The organism is Bacillus sp. PAMC28748, from assembly GCF_014250415.1.
Classification (GTDB): domain Bacteria; phylum Bacillota; class Bacilli; order Bacillales; family Bacillaceae; genus Bacillus; species Bacillus licheniformis.
On record NZ_CP060192.1, the window covers coordinates 1049211 to 1064482 of the forward strand.

A 15272-nucleotide genomic window follows, 5' to 3' on the forward strand; every position below is an offset into this window, starting at 1 on the left:
TGTCAACGCTTTCATTTGATATCATCCTCTATTTTTGATGAACGACTCGCTCGATATGAATCGTCAAATACAGAAGCTCTTCGTTTGTCAGCTGATGACCGTATTCTTTTTCGATATACTGCCTGATTTTATTTGTACAAACATAAGCGTCCCGGTACTTATTTTTGACGGTTTCAAATAAAAAGTCGTCCCGGCTTTCCATATAGGTTCCGCTGAACAGCCGCTGGGCGAAAAATTTCAAATGGGTAATGAAGCGGTAATAGTGAAGCGATTCTTCGTCAAATTCGATATGAAAGTGATACTTGACGATGCTTAAAATCTCCTGCATGACTTTCGTAATATTGACGATGTTCGGCATTTCTTCATTCAGCTCGGCGTTTACGATATGGAGCGCGATAAAGGCGGCTTCATCCTCCGGAAGAGCTGTCCCCGTCTTCTTTTCAATGATGGCCAGCGCCTCTTTGCCGATGGCGAACTCATCTTTATACAGCCGTTTCGTCTCCCAAAGCAGGGCATTTTTAATATCCAGTCCCTTTTTATGCCGTTCGACGGCGAAATGAATATGGTCGGTCAGCGAGACATAAATGCTGTCATTCAGCTTTTTGCCGAGCTTTAATTTCGCATAGGAGATAATTTCTTCAGACATTTCCATAAATTCAATTGGAATTTCGTCCAACAGCGTCTTAAACCTTTCTGATACATCTTTATTATCAAGCCTGAAAATCTTCTCGATTCTCGATTCATCCACCGCTTCGCCAGGCTTTTTTTGAAAAGCGATTCCCCTGCCCATGACCACTAATTCCTGACCCTGTTCATTTAAAACACTGATCACATTGTTGTTGATCACTTTGGCAATTTTCACATCGCGCCACTCCCATCTTTTAAGGGGATTTTTTTATACTTCTTTTTTCAAATGGTACACATTGATTGTACAACCTTTTTGGCCTAGGTCAATATATTTCAGTCAACGTCCGAAATGTTTGCATTTTACAGAATGCCCGCCTGTACCCGGGTTTATAAAAAAAGAGCCGCAAGGCGGCCCTGTAAAAAACCTTCTTAAAAAGTGAGCAAAATCCCCGCTGCGACTGATGCCAGACCCGCAAAATATACGAAGTCTTTTCCGGAAAGCCCCGCTGTTTGATAGTAGGTGCGGTCTTTTGTACCGGTAAACCCTCTCGCTTCCATGGCAACGGCGATTCTTTCCGATTTGCGGATGCCTTGCGAAAACAACGGCAGCGCATAGCGAATAAACGCCTTCCAGCTGTTTTTTTGCTTATAGCCCCTGATTTTGTGCGCCGCCTTCATTTGCGAAAGCTCCGACTGAAAAAGCGGGACAAAACGGAAGCCGGCCAGCAAGCCATAAGCCCATTTAGGCGACAATCTGCATTGATGAATCAGGCTCATAATAAACTGCGTCAAATCGGTTGTTGACGTAAACAAGAGACCGTATGTGACAAAGCCGAGCATCCGCAGCGCGATTGTCAGCCCATTGCCGACGCTTTCCTCGGTAACGCGGAACCAGGCCCATTCCCAAATCGTTTCCTCGCCTTTCCCAAAAGCGGCCATCATCCAAAATACGAGAATAAAAAAAATAAGATAAGGCAGCAGCCGTTTACTTAAATAAGACAAAGTCCATCCCCCGAAAAAAATCCCGATGACAACCGCAAACAGCCAAATGAAAAAAGTCGGTTTCGGATTTGAAACAAACATGAGAATGCACATGACCAGGAGGTGGGAAAAGAGCTTGGCGCTCGGGTTCAATGCCGAAAGAAGTGAACCATTGCTTTTCATACGGGAACCCTCTCCTTTCTTTCGTGCATGAACCGGTAGTGAAGCGGCGGTATCAATGAAAAGCGGCGGACCAGGTCTTGGTCAGAGAACAATTGATACGGCGTTCCTTGATATGCCGCTTTCCCTTGATGAAATACGATGACCCGGTCGGAGTGCTCGTCTACGATGTCCATGTCATGCGTCACCATCACAATCGTCGTTCCCCGTTCCTGCCGCTCCTTTAAGCGCTTGATCAATTCTTTTGCCGTCTTTTCGTCCTGACCGAATGTCGGCTCGTCAAGCAGCAGCAAATCCTGGTCAAACAAAAGCATCGTCGCAACGCTTAAACGCCGTTTCTGCCCAAGGCTTAATGTAAAGGGATGCGCTTTTTGATGACCATCAAGTCCGAATTCCTGCAGCAATTCAGCCGTTTTCCTTTCGACCTGCTCCTCCGGCCAGCTCCGCTGTCTCGCTCCGAACGCGATCTCGTCAAACACCGTGTCCCGAATAAATTGAAGCTCGGGGTTTTGAAAGACAAAGCCGGCCTTCTCGTAAAGCGTACGATCGGACCATTTCTTCAGCTCCCGGCCCTCCAGATAAATGCGCCCTTTTTTGACCGCTTCAAGCCTGATCAGACTTTTTAAAAACGTACTCTTTCCGCTGCCGTTCCCGCCGATGACGGAAATCCATTCCCCTCTTGGAATCTCCAGGTTGATGCCGTCGGCAACGATCTTTTTCCGATAGCCGATCGCCGCGTCCTCTGTGCGGATCAATATGTCCCTGTCTGCTGACGGCCTGTTTTTCGCTTCCTCCTCTTTCATTTTCAATGTAGAAGAGAGCTTGACGGCGAGCGGATGATCATCTTGTGTGGTAACATCTTCCCATACTGCGGGGTACAGTTTGGGCTGCCAGATGCCTGCCGCTTTCATTTCCGGCTGAAAATGTTTGACGATTTCTTCCGGCTTTCCATCAGCGATGATCTGTCCCTTTTCATTGAAAAGGATGACTCGGTCCATCCACTCGATACAGCCGTCCAGCACGTGTTCGACGAACACCATCGTCTGTCCGCTTTTTCGGGAAACGTCGCGGAGCAAGGCAAAGATGTCTTGCCGGCTGGCCGGGTCCAGCTGCGCCGTCGGCTCATCAAAAAACAGCACTTCAGGCTCCAAAGCGAGCAGGCACGCTAATGCCAGCCTCTGCTTCATACCGCCTGACAAGGTTTCGATCGGCGTTTTCTTATCTATCTTTAAACCGACCAGCTCCATCAGCTCCGAGATGATGCGGTCCATATCTTTTGGCGGAACGGATCGATTTTCAAGGCTAAACGCGATTTCCTCATCAACATGAAGCATGCAAAACTGCGAATCCGGATCCTGAAACATAACGCCGGCGCTCTTTCTGCGGTTGACCTCGCCTGTGACTTCAGCTTCGATATGTTCAGGAATGATGCCGGAAAGCACGGACAACAGCGTCGATTTTCCGCTTCCGCTCGGCCCGAGTATCAGCACTTTTTCTCCCTGCTCAATCGACAGCGAGACCCGGTCCAAGACTGTTTCAGGACGATGATAAAAACGGACGGAAAGGTTACTGCATCCGAGAAATGAACGCATCGGCATCATCCTTCTTCCGGTGTTCTTTCATGATCTCATACTGGTTCAGGACTCCCGTTTTCGCAAGCGCTTCGACAACGGCTTTTGCCAGCCAGCCGCCGAGTACAATGCCGCTGATGATTTGGATGATAAGCGTCAATATCAGCGTTTGCGTCGTATAGTAGGCAAAACCGTTTGCCATCAGGCTGTATGTCGCGCTCCCCACCGCGGCTAGCGCACCGGAAAGCATAAGGGTAAACAAGTTATAGCGCTTATAGCGAAAGATCGCAAACGCGATTTCCGCACCGGCTCCCTGGAACACACCGATTAATAATGCTGAAAGCCCAAAATGGCTTCCGGTCAGCAGTTCGACCGCCGCAGCTGCCGTCTCGGCAATCAGCGCCGCACCCGGTTTACGGATGATATAAGCGACAATCGGGCTGGCGATCACCCATATGCCGAACATAAAGTTCGCTCCGACGGGCCCGACGATAGCTGAAACAGGGATCCACAAGGTAGACCACCCTAAATAAATGACGCCGCATGCCACAGACAAGATGACTGTCATGACGACTTCTTTCATGTTCCAATTCATCGTCTCACCGCCCCCATTTCCACAGGCCAATCTTCAACCGTATAAGCCATCTCCCAAAAGCCGTATTCAAGCTGACAGCTTTGCAAAAAGAGCTCCTTCATTTTTTCTTTTTCAGCCTTGCCCGCTGTTTCGGCCCATTCATCCAGGCGGGCGCAAAACTTTGTCGTGATTGAATCCGTTCTGTTTCCGTAAAAACAGATCCAGTCATAAAATGGATGCGATGGATCAGGCTGAACGTCCTTCATCAGTTTTTTTCCGATCTCCCAATATGTCCATGGACAAGGCAGCAAGACGGCTAATATCTCTCCCAGCGTACCTTCGTGCGCCGCCGTCAGCATATGGCGGACATAATGATGGGCGGAAGGCGCAAGCGGATAGCCCTGCAGAGTTTCGTACTCCACCCCAGCGGCCCGGCACAGGTTTTTGTGCGGGTGCACTTCGCTGTCTAGCACAAATGAAATCTGCTCATGAAACATTTCCATATCTTTTCGATTTTGACACTTGGAAATCGCAATTCCGTAGATTTGAATAAAGGCATTCAAATACTCGTAATCTTGCTTTACATAATGAATAAGCTGCTCCTTTTCCAGCCTCCCGGACGCCAGCCCCAGTACAAACGGATGCTCAAAAATGGCTTCAAAAATAGGGTCTGCCTCGCGGCGAAGTTCTGCGGAAAAACTCATGTAGATAGCCTCCTTAGCAATCGGTTTTATAGGAAGGCACAGGGGGGCAAGCGGCTTTATACGCAAAAAAGCCGCCCCAAAATGGAGCGGCCTTAGTATGATGAAATCATTAAGACACCGGCTCCACTTCCCTACGCTAGTATGAACTAGATCAGGTTCAAAGGGTCCAAGATCGCTTCTTGTCTCAGCCGGCTTACGGCTCCCCTAGTGGACTTCCTATTACATTAACTTTTACTCTACACATCAATGGTTATGATGTCAACCTGAGTTTTTCAGTTTTATTCTTGTATAGAACCGCCGGGTTTCATACAGAAAGTCGGCAATCGGAAATATTTATAGAAAAATATAAATTTTCTGAAACCTTTTCCGGGCTTGTTCGTCTTATATAGTGAAGACAAAAAATTTGGAGGGGATATTTATGATGATGTTTATCTTGATTTTGACAATGGCCGTGTATTTGTTCTATTCTTTCAGCAAAGACAACCGGCCGGCCAAAACAAACAACAGGAATCATCAGACACTGACTGTTATTAGGGAAAACTCTTTTACCGCCCCTTCCAATGATGTCAATTGCTAACTTGATAGACAACAAGCAAGCCGCCCAATGACGGGCGGCTTTTTCACGTTTTTATGATTGAAACTGTTCCGCTTCAGTCGATCCCTTCAGTGCAGTGGTTGATGAAGTCCCGCCTGTCACAACCTGGGCGACTTCATCAAAGTAGCTCGTTCCGACTTCGCGCTGATGCCTTGTCGCCGTATAGCCGTGGACTTCGCTGGCAAACTCGGCCTGCTGCAGATCAGAGTACGCCGCCATTCCGCGGTGCTTATATTGGCGGGCCAATTCAAACATGCCGTGATTTAAGGCGTGGAAGCCCGCCAATGTCACAAATTGAAATTTATAGCCCATTTCACTGAGCTGTTTCTGAAAGTTCAAGATGGTGTTGTCATCCAGTTTGGCCTTCCAGTTGAACGAAGGGGAGCAGTTGTAGGCGAGCAGTTTGCCCGGGAATTTTTCATGGATCGCCTGTGCAAACCGGCGGGCTTCTTCAATATTCGGCTCAGACGTTTCACACCAGATCAAATCGGCATACGGCGCATACGCCAAACCTCTGGCAATCGCCTGATCAAGGCCAGGCTTTGTTTTGAAGAACCCTTCCGCTGTTCGCTCTCCCGTCAAAAACGGTGCATCATATGAATCGACGTCGCTTGTGATCAGGTCTGCCGCATTCGCGTCCGTGCGGGCAATAAGAATGGTCGGGACTCCCATCACGTCTGCGGCGAGGCGCGCGGCAATCAAATTACGTACCGCCGTTTGCGTCGGAAGCAGCACTTTTCCGCCCAAATGCCCGCACTTTTTCTCAGACGACAGCTGGTCTTCAAAGTGAACTCCCGCGGCGCCGGCTTCAATCATACTTTTCATCAGCTCGAACACATTCAGCTGCCCGCCGAAGCCCGCTTCAGCGTCGGCCACAATCGGAGCAAACCAATCGATGTCTTCCTTTCCTTCCATATGGTGGATTTGATCGGCGCGCTGCAGCGTGCGGTTGATTTTTTTGACGACTTCCGGGACGCTGTTTGCCGGATAAAGGCTTTGGTCAGGATACATGCTCCCTGACATATTTGCATCGGCAGCCACCTGCCAGCCGCTTAAATAAATCGCTTTCAATCCGGCCTTTACTTGCTGCATGGCTTGGTTTCCGGTCAAAGCGCCCAGCGCCGGGACGAAATCCTCTGTATGGAGAAGCTTCCACAGCTTTTCGGCGCCGCGCCTTGCAATCGTGTATTCAATCTCGAGCGTGCCCCTCAGCCGAATGACGTCTGCCGCCTCATACGGCCTTGTGATCCCTTTCCAGCGTTCATCATGCTCCCAGCTTTCTGCGAGTTGTTTTTCTTTCAGCATCGCACATTCCCCCATTATATATTTTCATAAGCCGGTATCGTTAGAAACTCCGCGAATTCATCATCCAAAATCAGCTGTTCAAATAACTGTCCGGCCTCTTCAAACCGGCCGCTCCGAAAATGTTCCACGCCTGCTTCATCGATGATTTTCTGCATTTCTTTCTCTTTCATCATCTTGACCATTTCCGCGGTGACTTTCCGGCCATCGTCAAGAACTCCTTTCGGATGGCGAATCCATTGCCACAGCTGGGCTCTGGAAATCTCCGCCGTTGCAGCGTCCTCCATTAAGTGGTCGATCGGAGCGGCGCCTCTGCCCGACAGCCATGAAGCTAAATAGCGGATGCCGGCGCTGATATTGGTACGGACGCCTGCTTCTGTAATTCTGCCTTTCGGTACTTCCAGCAAGTCTTTTTCCTCGACCTTTACGTCTTTCCGCTTTCTATGAATCTGGTTCGCCGACGGCATATGCTGATTGAATACATCGAGCGCCGTTTGAATCATGCCGGGATGCGCGATCCATGTTCCGTCATGGCCGTCTTTTACTTCACGTTCCTTATCTTCGCGGATTTTGGCAAATGCGGCTTCATTGATCTCAGGTTTGTCTTTAGCGGGAATTTGCGCCGCCATTCCCCCAATCGCATGGACGTTGCGTTTATGACACGTTTGAATCGCCAAGAGGGAGTAGGCTCTCATGTTGGGAACTGTCATCGTCACGGCTGAGCGATCTGGAAGAATGACTTCATCCCTGTTCCTGAATTTCTTAATAAAGCTGAAAATATAATCCCACCTGCCGCAGTTAAGCCCGGCTGAATGTTCCTTCAATTCGTAGAGGATTTCATCCATTTCAAAGGCCGCCAGGATCGTTTCAACGAGAACCGTCGCTTTAATCGTGCCCTGCGGAATGCGCAAGTCGTTTTGCGCATAAACAAATACGTCGTTCCACAGCCTTGCTTCCAGGTGGTTTTCGATTTTTGGAAGGTAGAAATAAGGGCCGCTTCCTTTTTTGATCAGCTCTTTTGCGTTATGGAAAAAATAAAGACCAAAATCGAACAGGCTTGCTGACACGGGCCTGCCGCCGATCAGCACATGCTTTTCTTCCAAGTGCCATCCCCTCGGCCTGACCATGATAACGGCGGGGTTCTCTTTCAGCTCATAGCGTTTGCCCTGTTCATTCGTAAAAGAAATCGTCCCGCGGACCGCATCCCGCAAATTAACCTGGCCTTCAATGCAGTTTTTCCACGTCGGCGAGTTCGCATCTTCAAAGTCGGCCATAAAGACTTTCGCTCCTGAATTTAAAGCGTTGATGACCATTTTTCTGTCGACCGGGCCAGTGATTTCAACCCTGCGGTCCTCCAAATCCCGGGGGAGCGGCGCGACTGTCCAGTCCGCCTCGCGGATGTGCTTCGTTTCCGCCAAAAAACAAGGGTTCTTCCCTTGATCAATTTCAGCCTGCCTGATCGTCCGCAAATGCAGCAATTCCCGTCTTCTTCCCCCGAAATGGCGTTCAAGACGTCCGATAAACTCCATCGCTTCTTTTGTCAAAATCTCTTCATAATGCGGATTTATCGATCCGGTTATATGAATTCTCTTCTCCTCTGTTTTCATGTCTCCCTACCCCTTTACATGCTTTGTTATAAAACAGTTTGCCTACTCGCCTTTTTTGGCAAGACAGCGCTCGCATTCCATGAAGTAAGATTCAGCCTGCTCCTCCATCTTTTCGCCGCATTCAGGGCACGTTTTTTTCGGAAGCGTTCTGAAAAATTCCATCGGACTTTTCAAGCTCATTTGTATAACCTCCTTTTTATAGAACAGTTTTATGTTTTATATTTCTGTTGTAGTACAGTATACAGCGCAAAAATGAAAATGTACACACCTTTTTCCAAAAAATATTTATTTTTTTCCATTCAAACAAAAATAGATTGTTCTCTTTTTATTCATAGCTTGTTCATATTTTTCTTCTAGAATAGGGAACATAAAGAGGTGAAAGTGATGATGAAAATAAAAAACAAACAACTTGATGTCATTCTGGTTCTAATTTTGTTGGCAGCTCTTATTCTGAATACATATAACATTTGGCTGGACGATGCCGCCAACCAGTATTACTTGGCAGCAGTCAAAAGCATGACGCAAAGCTTCCACAATTTCTTCTTCGCGTCATTCGACTCTTCCGGATTCGTATCAGTAGATAAACCGCCTGTCGTTTTATGGATTCAGACTATATTTGCGAAAATCTTCGGCGTGCATACGTGGAGTGTGATTTTGCCGCAGGCGCTTGCAGGGGCGGGTTCCATCTATCTGCTTTACGCACTGATAAAGCCGAAATTCGGAAAAGGCGCCGCCCGCATTTCAGCGCTGGTGATGGCGCTGACGCCGATCGCAGTCGCCGTAAGCCGAACGAATAATATCGACAGCATGCTCGTCTTCACGCTCCTACTTGGTACATGGTGCCTGATGAAGGCGGTCAAACAAGGCAGGCTGATCTGGCTTCTCGCTGCATTCGGTCTCATCGGCCTCGGATTCAATATGAAGATGTTTCAGGCATTCATGGTGCTTCCCGCGTTCTTGCTGTTTTATCTCATTGCGGCCCATGCGAATTGGAAGAAAAAAATCGTTTCAGCGGTTTTATCGCTTATTGTCCTCACCGGCATTTCGCTTTCTTGGGCGCTTGCTGTCGACTATACATCAGCCGACAGCCGCCCATATGTCGGAAGCAGCCAAACCAACTCTGTGCTTGAACTGGCTTTCGGCTACAACGGCACTGAGCGGCTTCTCGGCCAGACGACGGGCAACGCCCGCGGCGATATGAACGGCTTTGGAGGAGACATGCAGCAGCCGAACGGCAATGCGCAAGCTCAGAACGGAAACCGTTCGTCCGGCGGCTCCAATGGACAAAACGGCGCGATGCAGCCGCCGGGTGCGAGCGGTTCGGCAGACGGCAGTTCTCAAGGGGCAAACGGCGGCAGCCAGCCGCCAGCCGGAGGCGGACCGGGCGGAGGCAACGGCGGTCCCGGAGGCAATGGCGGCCCAGGCGGAGGTCAAGGCGGCGGACAAAGCATGAACATGTTCGGCACCGGTGACGCAGGACCGCTGAGGCTCTTCCAATCGGCTTTATCGGGCCAAATCAGCTGGATGCTCCCATTTGCATTATTAGGACTGCTCGGCACGATCATCACCTGGTTTCGCGGCCGCCGCGAAAAAGCAGGCGAAATGAAAGAAACGATCTTTTGGTCTGCATGGCTCGTTCCTGTCGCCGGGTTCTTCAGCATCGCCGGATTCTTCCACCACTACTACTTGATTATGATGGCGCCGCCGATCGCCGCTCTGTCAGGAATCGGATGGTACGCGATGTACGGCCTTTACAACAATCATAAAGACTGGGCAAGCTATCTGCTGCCGGCAGCCGTTCTCACGACAGCAGCATTCCAAGTGTACATTTTAAGCGCTTATACAAACCAAATCGGCAGCGCTTGGATGTATGTCATGGGAATCCTGGGGCTGGGTGTCACCATCGCCTTACTGATGCTGAAGCGACGCCATCCATTCGGAAAGCAGCTCACCATCATCAGCTTGTGCGTGCTTCTTTTGACACCGGTCTATTGGTCGGCAACACCGATCCTTTACGGAGGGAACAGCGTTCTTCCTGAATCAGGGCCTCAGCTGCAAAGCTCCAACGGAGGCGGAATGTTCAGCTCGGACGTGGACACAGGACTGCTCACATACCTCCGGGAAAATAATACCGGCGAAGAGTACCTTTTCGCGACATTGACAACGGTAACCGCAGCCACGTATATCATCAATGCCGACGAAAATGTCATGGCGCTCGGAGGCTTCAACGGCACAGACCCGATCCTGTCGGTCAGTGAACTGAAAAACCTCATCAAAAAAGGAAGAGTAAAATACTTCCTGATTAGTGAAAACTCAGGCAACAGCGAGCTCGTCTCCTGGATCAAAGAAAACGGAACCGAAATTTCGTCTGACCAATACAGCAGTACAGACAGCTTCGCACAGCAGGGTGCAAGAGGCGGCCCAGGCGGCGGACAGCGGCAAACGCTCTACAAGGTTGAGCTGTAGAAAATGAGGAAGCCCATCGGATGAGTCCGATGGGCTTTTGATTATGCTTTTCTGAAAATAACCGGCGGATGATGTTCAATATGGTAAAGGAGTTTTTCTCCATATAGGGTCATCGTTTTCCTTCAAGCGACGCGAGATTCCACATGACTCAGCTACAGCGCCGACTTGATCACTTTCTTGCCGTAAAGAACGGAAAGCAAGCCGAAAATAGAGTACAGGACGGTGTACAGCACCATCACGATGATCATCGGCGTCCACAGCTCTGCCCCGAATAGGAACCAGCCGGACTGGACGGCGAAGTAGCTGTGAGACAGGCCGATAACTAATGGAATGCCGAAGTTGTAGATTTGTTTGATTCGTATCCCCTTCAACAGATCGTTCCGTGTGAAACCGAGTTTTCTCAAAATCGTGTAATTCGGTTTCTCATCTTCGCTTTCGTCCATTTGTTTAAAATATAGGATGCATCCTGAAGTGATCAGAAACGTTAGTCCTAAAAAGCCTACAATAAACATGGCAAGGCCGAAAAGCGATTTTTGAGCTGTGCTTGCATCAAGGAGCGATAAATGCTGATCGTTTTGATTCACTGTTGCAAACAGCTCATTTGCCTGCTGAAGCTGATCTTCATGTTTTAAATTGATTCCGTAAAAAAGGCTCGGCTTCTGCTGCAGCTTTGGATCTTTGTCTTGGCTAAGACGTTTAAACAGCGCATCATCTACAACGGCAACAGGCAATCCGCCGCTGGTAAAGTTGAAGGATAAAAGAGACTCTTTTTTCAAGCCTAAATAGTTTAATGGGATTGTCTCATGCCTGCTCTTTACCTTAACGGCACCGGTCTCTTTTAAAGCCATAAATTTCTGGAGAAGGTCGGTATATCCTGAAAAAATGACGTCTCCTTTTGGCACGTCCATCCCGGCAATCTCTGCATCGCTGACCACGGCGAGGGGCAATTTCCCCGGGTCTCCAGCCATATTTTCAGGATCTCCATCGACAATTTGTTCCAGATTAAAAACCGCTTGAATGACATGAATTTCTTTTTTGCTGTAGGAAATGTTATTTTCGTCCAAAAGTTGTTCAAAACGCTTTGCATCCTTTTGATTTGTCATGGCGAAATCAGCCGCCACGTTTTGTTCGGCGGTTTTCTCTGCAGAATAGTACGAAATATAGCTCAAGGATAACAATCCGATCGCCAGCGCCGAAACGGTGGTAATGATTGTTAATAATAGGGCGTTTGATTTCATCCGGAACATGATCGATGAAAGGGACAGCACTTCATAAATATTCAAGTAGCCTCCTTTGCTTTTGCGGATGATGTTGGAGACAAAGCTGACCGATCCTTTATAGAAGAGGTACGTTCCGATGATGACGGTTCCGAGAATAAAGCTCATCGCATAAAACAGCTCATCTACGGTCTTGAATTTTCCGCTGAAAAGCTCAGTGGATACATAGTATCCGGATAAAATAAACAAGATGCCCAATAAGCCGATGATCATTTGGAAAACGGATATTCTCTTTACCTTATCCTCCGTAGCTGATGTCACTTTAAATAAAGATAAAATGCTCTGCTTTTTGATAAACGCATAATTCATCACCATTACGAGAAGGTAGATGCCGCAGAATACAATGACGGTTTGCACAAGCGCTTCGACGGAAAAATTCAATTTGGCTTCGGCTTGAACATCTACAATTTTAAACAAAATCATGAGCACGAGCTTTGAGATCGAAAACCCGGCAAACACCCCAATGACCAAAGAGCCGAAATACAGCATGACATTTTCCAAGCTTAAGATGCGGAAGATTTTTTGCTTCCTCATGCCGATTAATTGGAATAAACCGATTTCTTTGCTTCGTCTTTTGATAAATATCGTATTGGCATACAAAACAAACACCGCTACTACTGCCACAAGGAGAATGGAAGCTGCCTTCAAAGCCGCTGCGCCTTTTATCGATGCCTTCACTTCATTGATCGCTGGATCATACTGGAGCGTAACAAACGCAAAATAAAGCGCTGCGCTGAAGATCAACGCAAACACATAAAGGTAATAGTTCCGTATATTTTTTTTCAGGTTGCGGATGATCAGCTGATTAATGCTCATGCTGAACCCCGCCTAACACGCCTTGCGTCTTCATGATGTCCTGGAAGAACATCTGCCTGTCCTGTCCGCCTTTATTCAGCTGCGTATAAATTTGTCCGTCTTTAATGAAAACCACTCTGCTGCAGAAGCTCGCGGCGACGGGATCATGGGTAACCATAACGATTGTGGCCCGGCGCTTTTGATTTAATTGGCTCAGCTTGTTTAACAAGTCTGATGCGGATTTCGAATCAAGCGCACCGGTCGGTTCGTCAGCGAAAATAATGCTCGGCTCATGAATAAACGCCCTGGCTGCTGATGTGCGCTGTTTTTGCCCCCCGGAAATTTCATTCGGATATTTATCCTTCAGCTCGAAGATGCCTAATTCTTTCGCGACTTCCTCAAACTTTTGACCGGCTTCTTTTTTTGATATTTTCGTAATCGACAGCGGCAGAAGGATATTTTCTTTCACTGTCAGCGTATCGAGCAAATTGTATTCTTGGAAGATAAATCCTAAATGCTGCTTCCTGAACTCGGCAAGCTGTTTTTCCTTCATATTCGTCATCTCAGCTTGGTTGATGTTAATCGTTCCGCCGCTCACCTGGTCAATAGAGGACAGAACATTGAGCAATGTTGTTTTGCCTGAACCAGACGGGCCCATAATACTGACAAATTCCCCCTTTTGAATCTGAAGGTCGATTCCCTTTAACACTTCGTGTTTATTGTGCTTATTTCCATAGCTTTTTCGTATTTTTTTCGCTTCTAAAATCATCATTTTAAAATCTCCTTTTTACTGGATATTTTTATTATAGAAAGGAAGGCAGCCGTTTTCCTTCGATTAAGCGAACAAAAAAGAAAAGCGTGTGACATTTTTGTCACACGCCCAGCACACGGGAAAATTCATTCCGCATTGGAAAAATCAGCGTAAAGGTTGTACCCGTTCCCGGTTTAGAATCAACCTCGATATGAATCAGGAGCGGCTTTGCCGCTTTTTTTGCCAAGTACAGCCCCATTCCCGTGGCGGCCTGATCATGATGCTCCGTTGTTGATGTAAAGCCTTTGTCAAACACGCGCGGCATATCTTTTGGATCGATGCCCCGTCCAAAGTCTTGAACAGCGAGATGCACTTTGCCATCCTGCTCATAGCTTTTAATCAAAACATCGGATGCTTCGCTGTATTTCACCGCGTTTGTCAGCAGCTGCCTAATGATAAAAGACAGCCACTTCGCATCGCTGAGCACTTCCCCCGCCTCCAGCTGTATATCAAACCCGATCCCTTTTGGAATGCACCATGATTGCAAATCTTTTATTTCTTTAAAGATCATAGGTTTAAGCTCTAGGACTTCAAGGGACAAGTCATTTTCGATAAATGACATCCGCTTTTGATGGAGCTGGCGGTCGAGCAGCAGGTGGATGCGCAGCCATTCGTACGCAAGCCTCGCTTTTAAAGATTGATCCTCAATCGTCTCCATGATCAAATGCATGGCGGTAAGCGGCGTTTTGACTTCATGTATCCAGGCCATGAGCTCATCTTTTTCATTCTCCAATGCCAGGCGATGCTGTGCCGCCTCTTGCTTTAACTGTTTCGTTTGTTCGGCTATGCTTTTTTCAATCATCGTTTCAAAAGGGGTTTCCGCCTCTCGAATGTTTGTCACATCGAGATTGTGGTCCCATTCTTCAAGACTTTTATAAAACTTCGTTTCCTTCCGAAAGCGGACAATTACAAAAACGATAAAAATAAACGAGGACAAATAGGTCATATACAAAATCGACGTAAAAGGAATGGATGCATCGACATAAGCGATAAACAGAAAGAGGATCTGCTGCAAAACAAATATGGCGATCCAGCTTCGCCTCTCGGTCAAAAACGCTTTCAGCATTCTCATCATCCTTCTTCTTTCGCCATATAGCCCTGGCCGACCTTCGTCTCGATATATTGCCCCAAGTTCAAGGCATCGAGTTTTTTTCTTAAGCGGTTTACGTTGACTGTCAGCGTGTTATCGCTGACAAAGCGTTCATCGTTCCATAGGCTTCTCATCAATTCTTCCCTGCTGACAATTTTGTTTTTTTGGTCGATCAATTGTTTTAAAATGAACATTTCATTCCTTGTCAGTTCGATCGCCCCCGCCTTATTGCTGACGCGGTTTTGTTCGGGATCAACGGTTGCACCGCACCACGTTTTTTTAAGAATCTCAGGCTCTGTATTATAGTCGTAGACGCGACGGAAAATCGCCTGGATCTTGGCAATCAGCACGTCAAAATGAAACGGCTTCTGAATATAATCATCCGCTCCGAACTGCATGGACATGACCATATCAGCAGGATGATCGCGCGAAGATAAAAAGAGAATCGGAACGTTGGAACGGGAGCGGATCTGCCGGCACCAATGAAACCCGTCATATTTAGGCAGCTGAATATCGATGATGACGCAGTCTGGCTTAATCGCCGCAAACTCCTGCATCACTTCGCTGAAATCGTTGATGCCGTATACCTCGTATGACCACCCGGTTAACCGCTCTTTTATTTCTTGAAACAGCGATTCATCATCTTCTATCAACAGCAGTTTAAACATTTGCCTCACCGCGCTTTTTTCTAT

General features: G+C 47.7%; 14 protein-coding genes and 1 riboswitch. Of the genes, 2 read left to right on the plus strand and 12 right to left on the minus strand.

Annotated elements, in window-relative coordinates:
- Nucleotides 1-28 precede the first annotated feature (28 nt).
- From licT to tenA, 5 genes are all read right to left on the minus strand, one after another.
- Complete coding sequence (gene licT, locus H7F26_RS05375; RefSeq protein ID WP_003186505.1) at nt 29-862, minus strand: BglG family transcription antiterminator LicT; 834 nt, start codon at nt 860-862, stop codon at nt 29-31.
- A gap of 194 nt (nt 863-1056) precedes the next feature.
- Nucleotides 1057-1791 carry an energy-coupling factor transporter transmembrane component T family protein gene (locus tag H7F26_RS05380; RefSeq protein ID WP_003186507.1) on the minus strand — a complete coding sequence of 245 codons (735 nt, stop codon included), beginning with the start codon at nt 1789-1791 and terminating at the stop codon, nt 1057-1059.
- A complete protein-coding gene (locus tag H7F26_RS05385; protein ID WP_003186508.1) occupies nt 1788-3380 on the minus strand; it encodes an ABC transporter ATP-binding protein in 1593 nt (530 codons plus the stop codon). Before H7F26_RS05385 ends, H7F26_RS05380 begins: the two co-directional genes overlap by 4 nt.
- A complete protein-coding gene (locus H7F26_RS05390; protein ID WP_003186510.1) occupies nt 3355-3954 on the minus strand; it encodes an ECF transporter S component in 600 nt (199 codons plus the stop codon). Before H7F26_RS05390 ends, H7F26_RS05385 begins: the two co-directional genes overlap by 26 nt.
- The gene (tenA, locus tag H7F26_RS05395; RefSeq protein WP_009329941.1) at nt 3951-4637 is read right to left on the minus strand and encodes a thiaminase II; all 687 of its coding nucleotides are present in this window, start codon (nt 4635-4637) and stop codon (nt 3951-3953) included. The genes H7F26_RS05390 and tenA overlap by 4 nt, the downstream gene beginning before the upstream one ends.
- Before the next feature lie 111 nt (nt 4638-4748).
- Nucleotides 4749-4853, minus strand: a riboswitch (TPP riboswitch).
- A 202-nt stretch (nt 4854-5055) separates the two neighbouring features.
- Between tenA and H7F26_RS05400 the strand changes: the two genes are divergently transcribed.
- The gene (locus tag H7F26_RS05400; RefSeq protein WP_003186513.1) at nt 5056-5214 is read left to right on the plus strand and encodes a hypothetical protein; all 159 of its coding nucleotides are present in this window, start codon (nt 5056-5058) and stop codon (nt 5212-5214) included.
- A gap of 51 nt (nt 5215-5265) precedes the next feature.
- Here H7F26_RS05400 and aceA read toward each other — a convergent pair whose 3' ends face one another.
- From aceA to yhfH, 3 genes are read right to left on the minus strand one after another with little or no spacing between them, the layout of a single operon-like run.
- On the minus strand, nt 5266-6537 hold the full coding sequence (gene aceA / locus H7F26_RS05405) for an isocitrate lyase (protein ID WP_003186515.1): 1272 nt from the start codon (nt 6535-6537) through the stop codon (nt 5266-5268).
- A 14-nt stretch (nt 6538-6551) separates the two neighbouring features.
- Nucleotides 6552-8141 (minus strand): malate synthase A, encoded by a 1590-nt coding sequence (aceB, locus tag H7F26_RS05410; RefSeq protein WP_003186517.1) that lies wholly within the window; start codon nt 8139-8141, stop codon nt 6552-6554.
- 42 nt (nt 8142-8183) lie between these two features.
- A complete protein-coding gene (gene yhfH / locus H7F26_RS05415; protein ID WP_003186519.1) occupies nt 8184-8321 on the minus strand; it encodes a protein YhfH in 138 nt (45 codons plus the stop codon).
- Between the two features lie 204 nt (nt 8322-8525).
- On the opposite strand from yhfH, the gene H7F26_RS05420 reads away from it, so the two are divergent.
- The gene (locus H7F26_RS05420) at nt 8526-10607 is read left to right on the plus strand and encodes a glycosyltransferase family 39 protein (protein ID WP_009329949.1); all 2082 of its coding nucleotides are present in this window, start codon (nt 8526-8528) and stop codon (nt 10605-10607) included.
- A gap of 152 nt (nt 10608-10759) precedes the next feature.
- Here the strand turns inward: H7F26_RS05420 and H7F26_RS05425 are convergent, their stop codons facing one another.
- The 4 genes from H7F26_RS05425 to H7F26_RS05440 form a co-directional block, all read right to left on the minus strand.
- Complete coding sequence (locus H7F26_RS05425) at nt 10760-12700, minus strand: FtsX-like permease family protein (RefSeq protein WP_003177730.1); 1941 nt, start codon at nt 12698-12700, stop codon at nt 10760-10762.
- On the minus strand, nt 12690-13451 hold the full coding sequence (locus H7F26_RS05430) for an ABC transporter ATP-binding protein (protein ID WP_003177734.1): 762 nt from the start codon (nt 13449-13451) through the stop codon (nt 12690-12692). The genes H7F26_RS05425 and H7F26_RS05430 overlap by 11 nt, the downstream gene beginning before the upstream one ends.
- Nucleotides 13452-13551: 100 nt before the next feature.
- Nucleotides 13552-14556, minus strand: a complete 1005-nt coding sequence (locus H7F26_RS05435; protein WP_003177737.1) for a sensor histidine kinase — start codon at nt 14554-14556, stop codon at nt 13552-13554.
- A 5-nt stretch (nt 14557-14561) separates the two neighbouring features.
- Entirely contained in the window at nt 14562-15248 is a 687-nt protein-coding gene (locus tag H7F26_RS05440; RefSeq protein ID WP_003177739.1) for a response regulator transcription factor, read from the minus strand.
- Nucleotides 15249-15272: the final 24 nt, after the last annotated feature.

Excerpts from the sequence above, each read along its gene's own strand:
- H7F26_RS05380 (WP_003186507.1), bottom strand. The coding sequence starts at position 1,791 with ATGAAAAGCAATGGTTCACTTCTTTCGGCATTGAACCCGAGCGCCAAG.
- H7F26_RS05385 (WP_003186508.1), bottom strand. The coding sequence starts at position 3,380 with ATGCGTTCATTTCTCGGATGCAGTAACCTTTCCGTCCGTTTTTATCAT.
- H7F26_RS05390 (WP_003186510.1), bottom strand. The coding sequence starts at position 3,954 with ATGAATTGGAACATGAAAGAAGTCGTCATGACAGTCATCTTGTCTGTG.
- tenA (WP_009329941.1), bottom strand. The coding sequence starts at position 4,637 with ATGAGTTTTTCCGCAGAACTTCGCCGCGAGGCAGACCCTATTTTTGAA.
- H7F26_RS05400 (WP_003186513.1), top strand. The coding sequence starts at position 5,056 with ATGATGATGTTTATCTTGATTTTGACAATGGCCGTGTATTTGTTCTAT.
- aceA (WP_003186515.1), bottom strand. The coding sequence starts at position 6,537 with ATGCTGAAAGAAAAACAACTCGCAGAAAGCTGGGAGCATGATGAACGC.
- aceB (WP_003186517.1), bottom strand. The coding sequence starts at position 8,141 with ATGAAAACAGAGGAGAAGAGAATTCATATAACCGGATCGATAAATCCG.
- yhfH (WP_003186519.1), bottom strand. The coding sequence starts at position 8,321 with ATGAGCTTGAAAAGTCCGATGGAATTTTTCAGAACGCTTCCGAAAAAA.
- H7F26_RS05420 (WP_009329949.1), top strand. The coding sequence starts at position 8,526 with ATGATGAAAATAAAAAACAAACAACTTGATGTCATTCTGGTTCTAATT.
- H7F26_RS05425 (WP_003177730.1), bottom strand. The coding sequence starts at position 12,700 with ATGAGCATTAATCAGCTGATCATCCGCAACCTGAAAAAAAATATACGG.
- H7F26_RS05430 (WP_003177734.1), bottom strand. The coding sequence starts at position 13,451 with ATGATGATTTTAGAAGCGAAAAAAATACGAAAAAGCTATGGAAATAAG.
- H7F26_RS05435 (WP_003177737.1), bottom strand. The coding sequence starts at position 14,556 with ATGCTGAAAGCGTTTTTGACCGAGAGGCGAAGCTGGATCGCCATATTT.
- H7F26_RS05440 (WP_003177739.1), bottom strand. The coding sequence starts at position 15,248 with ATGTTTAAACTGCTGTTGATAGAAGATGATGAATCGCTGTTTCAAGAA.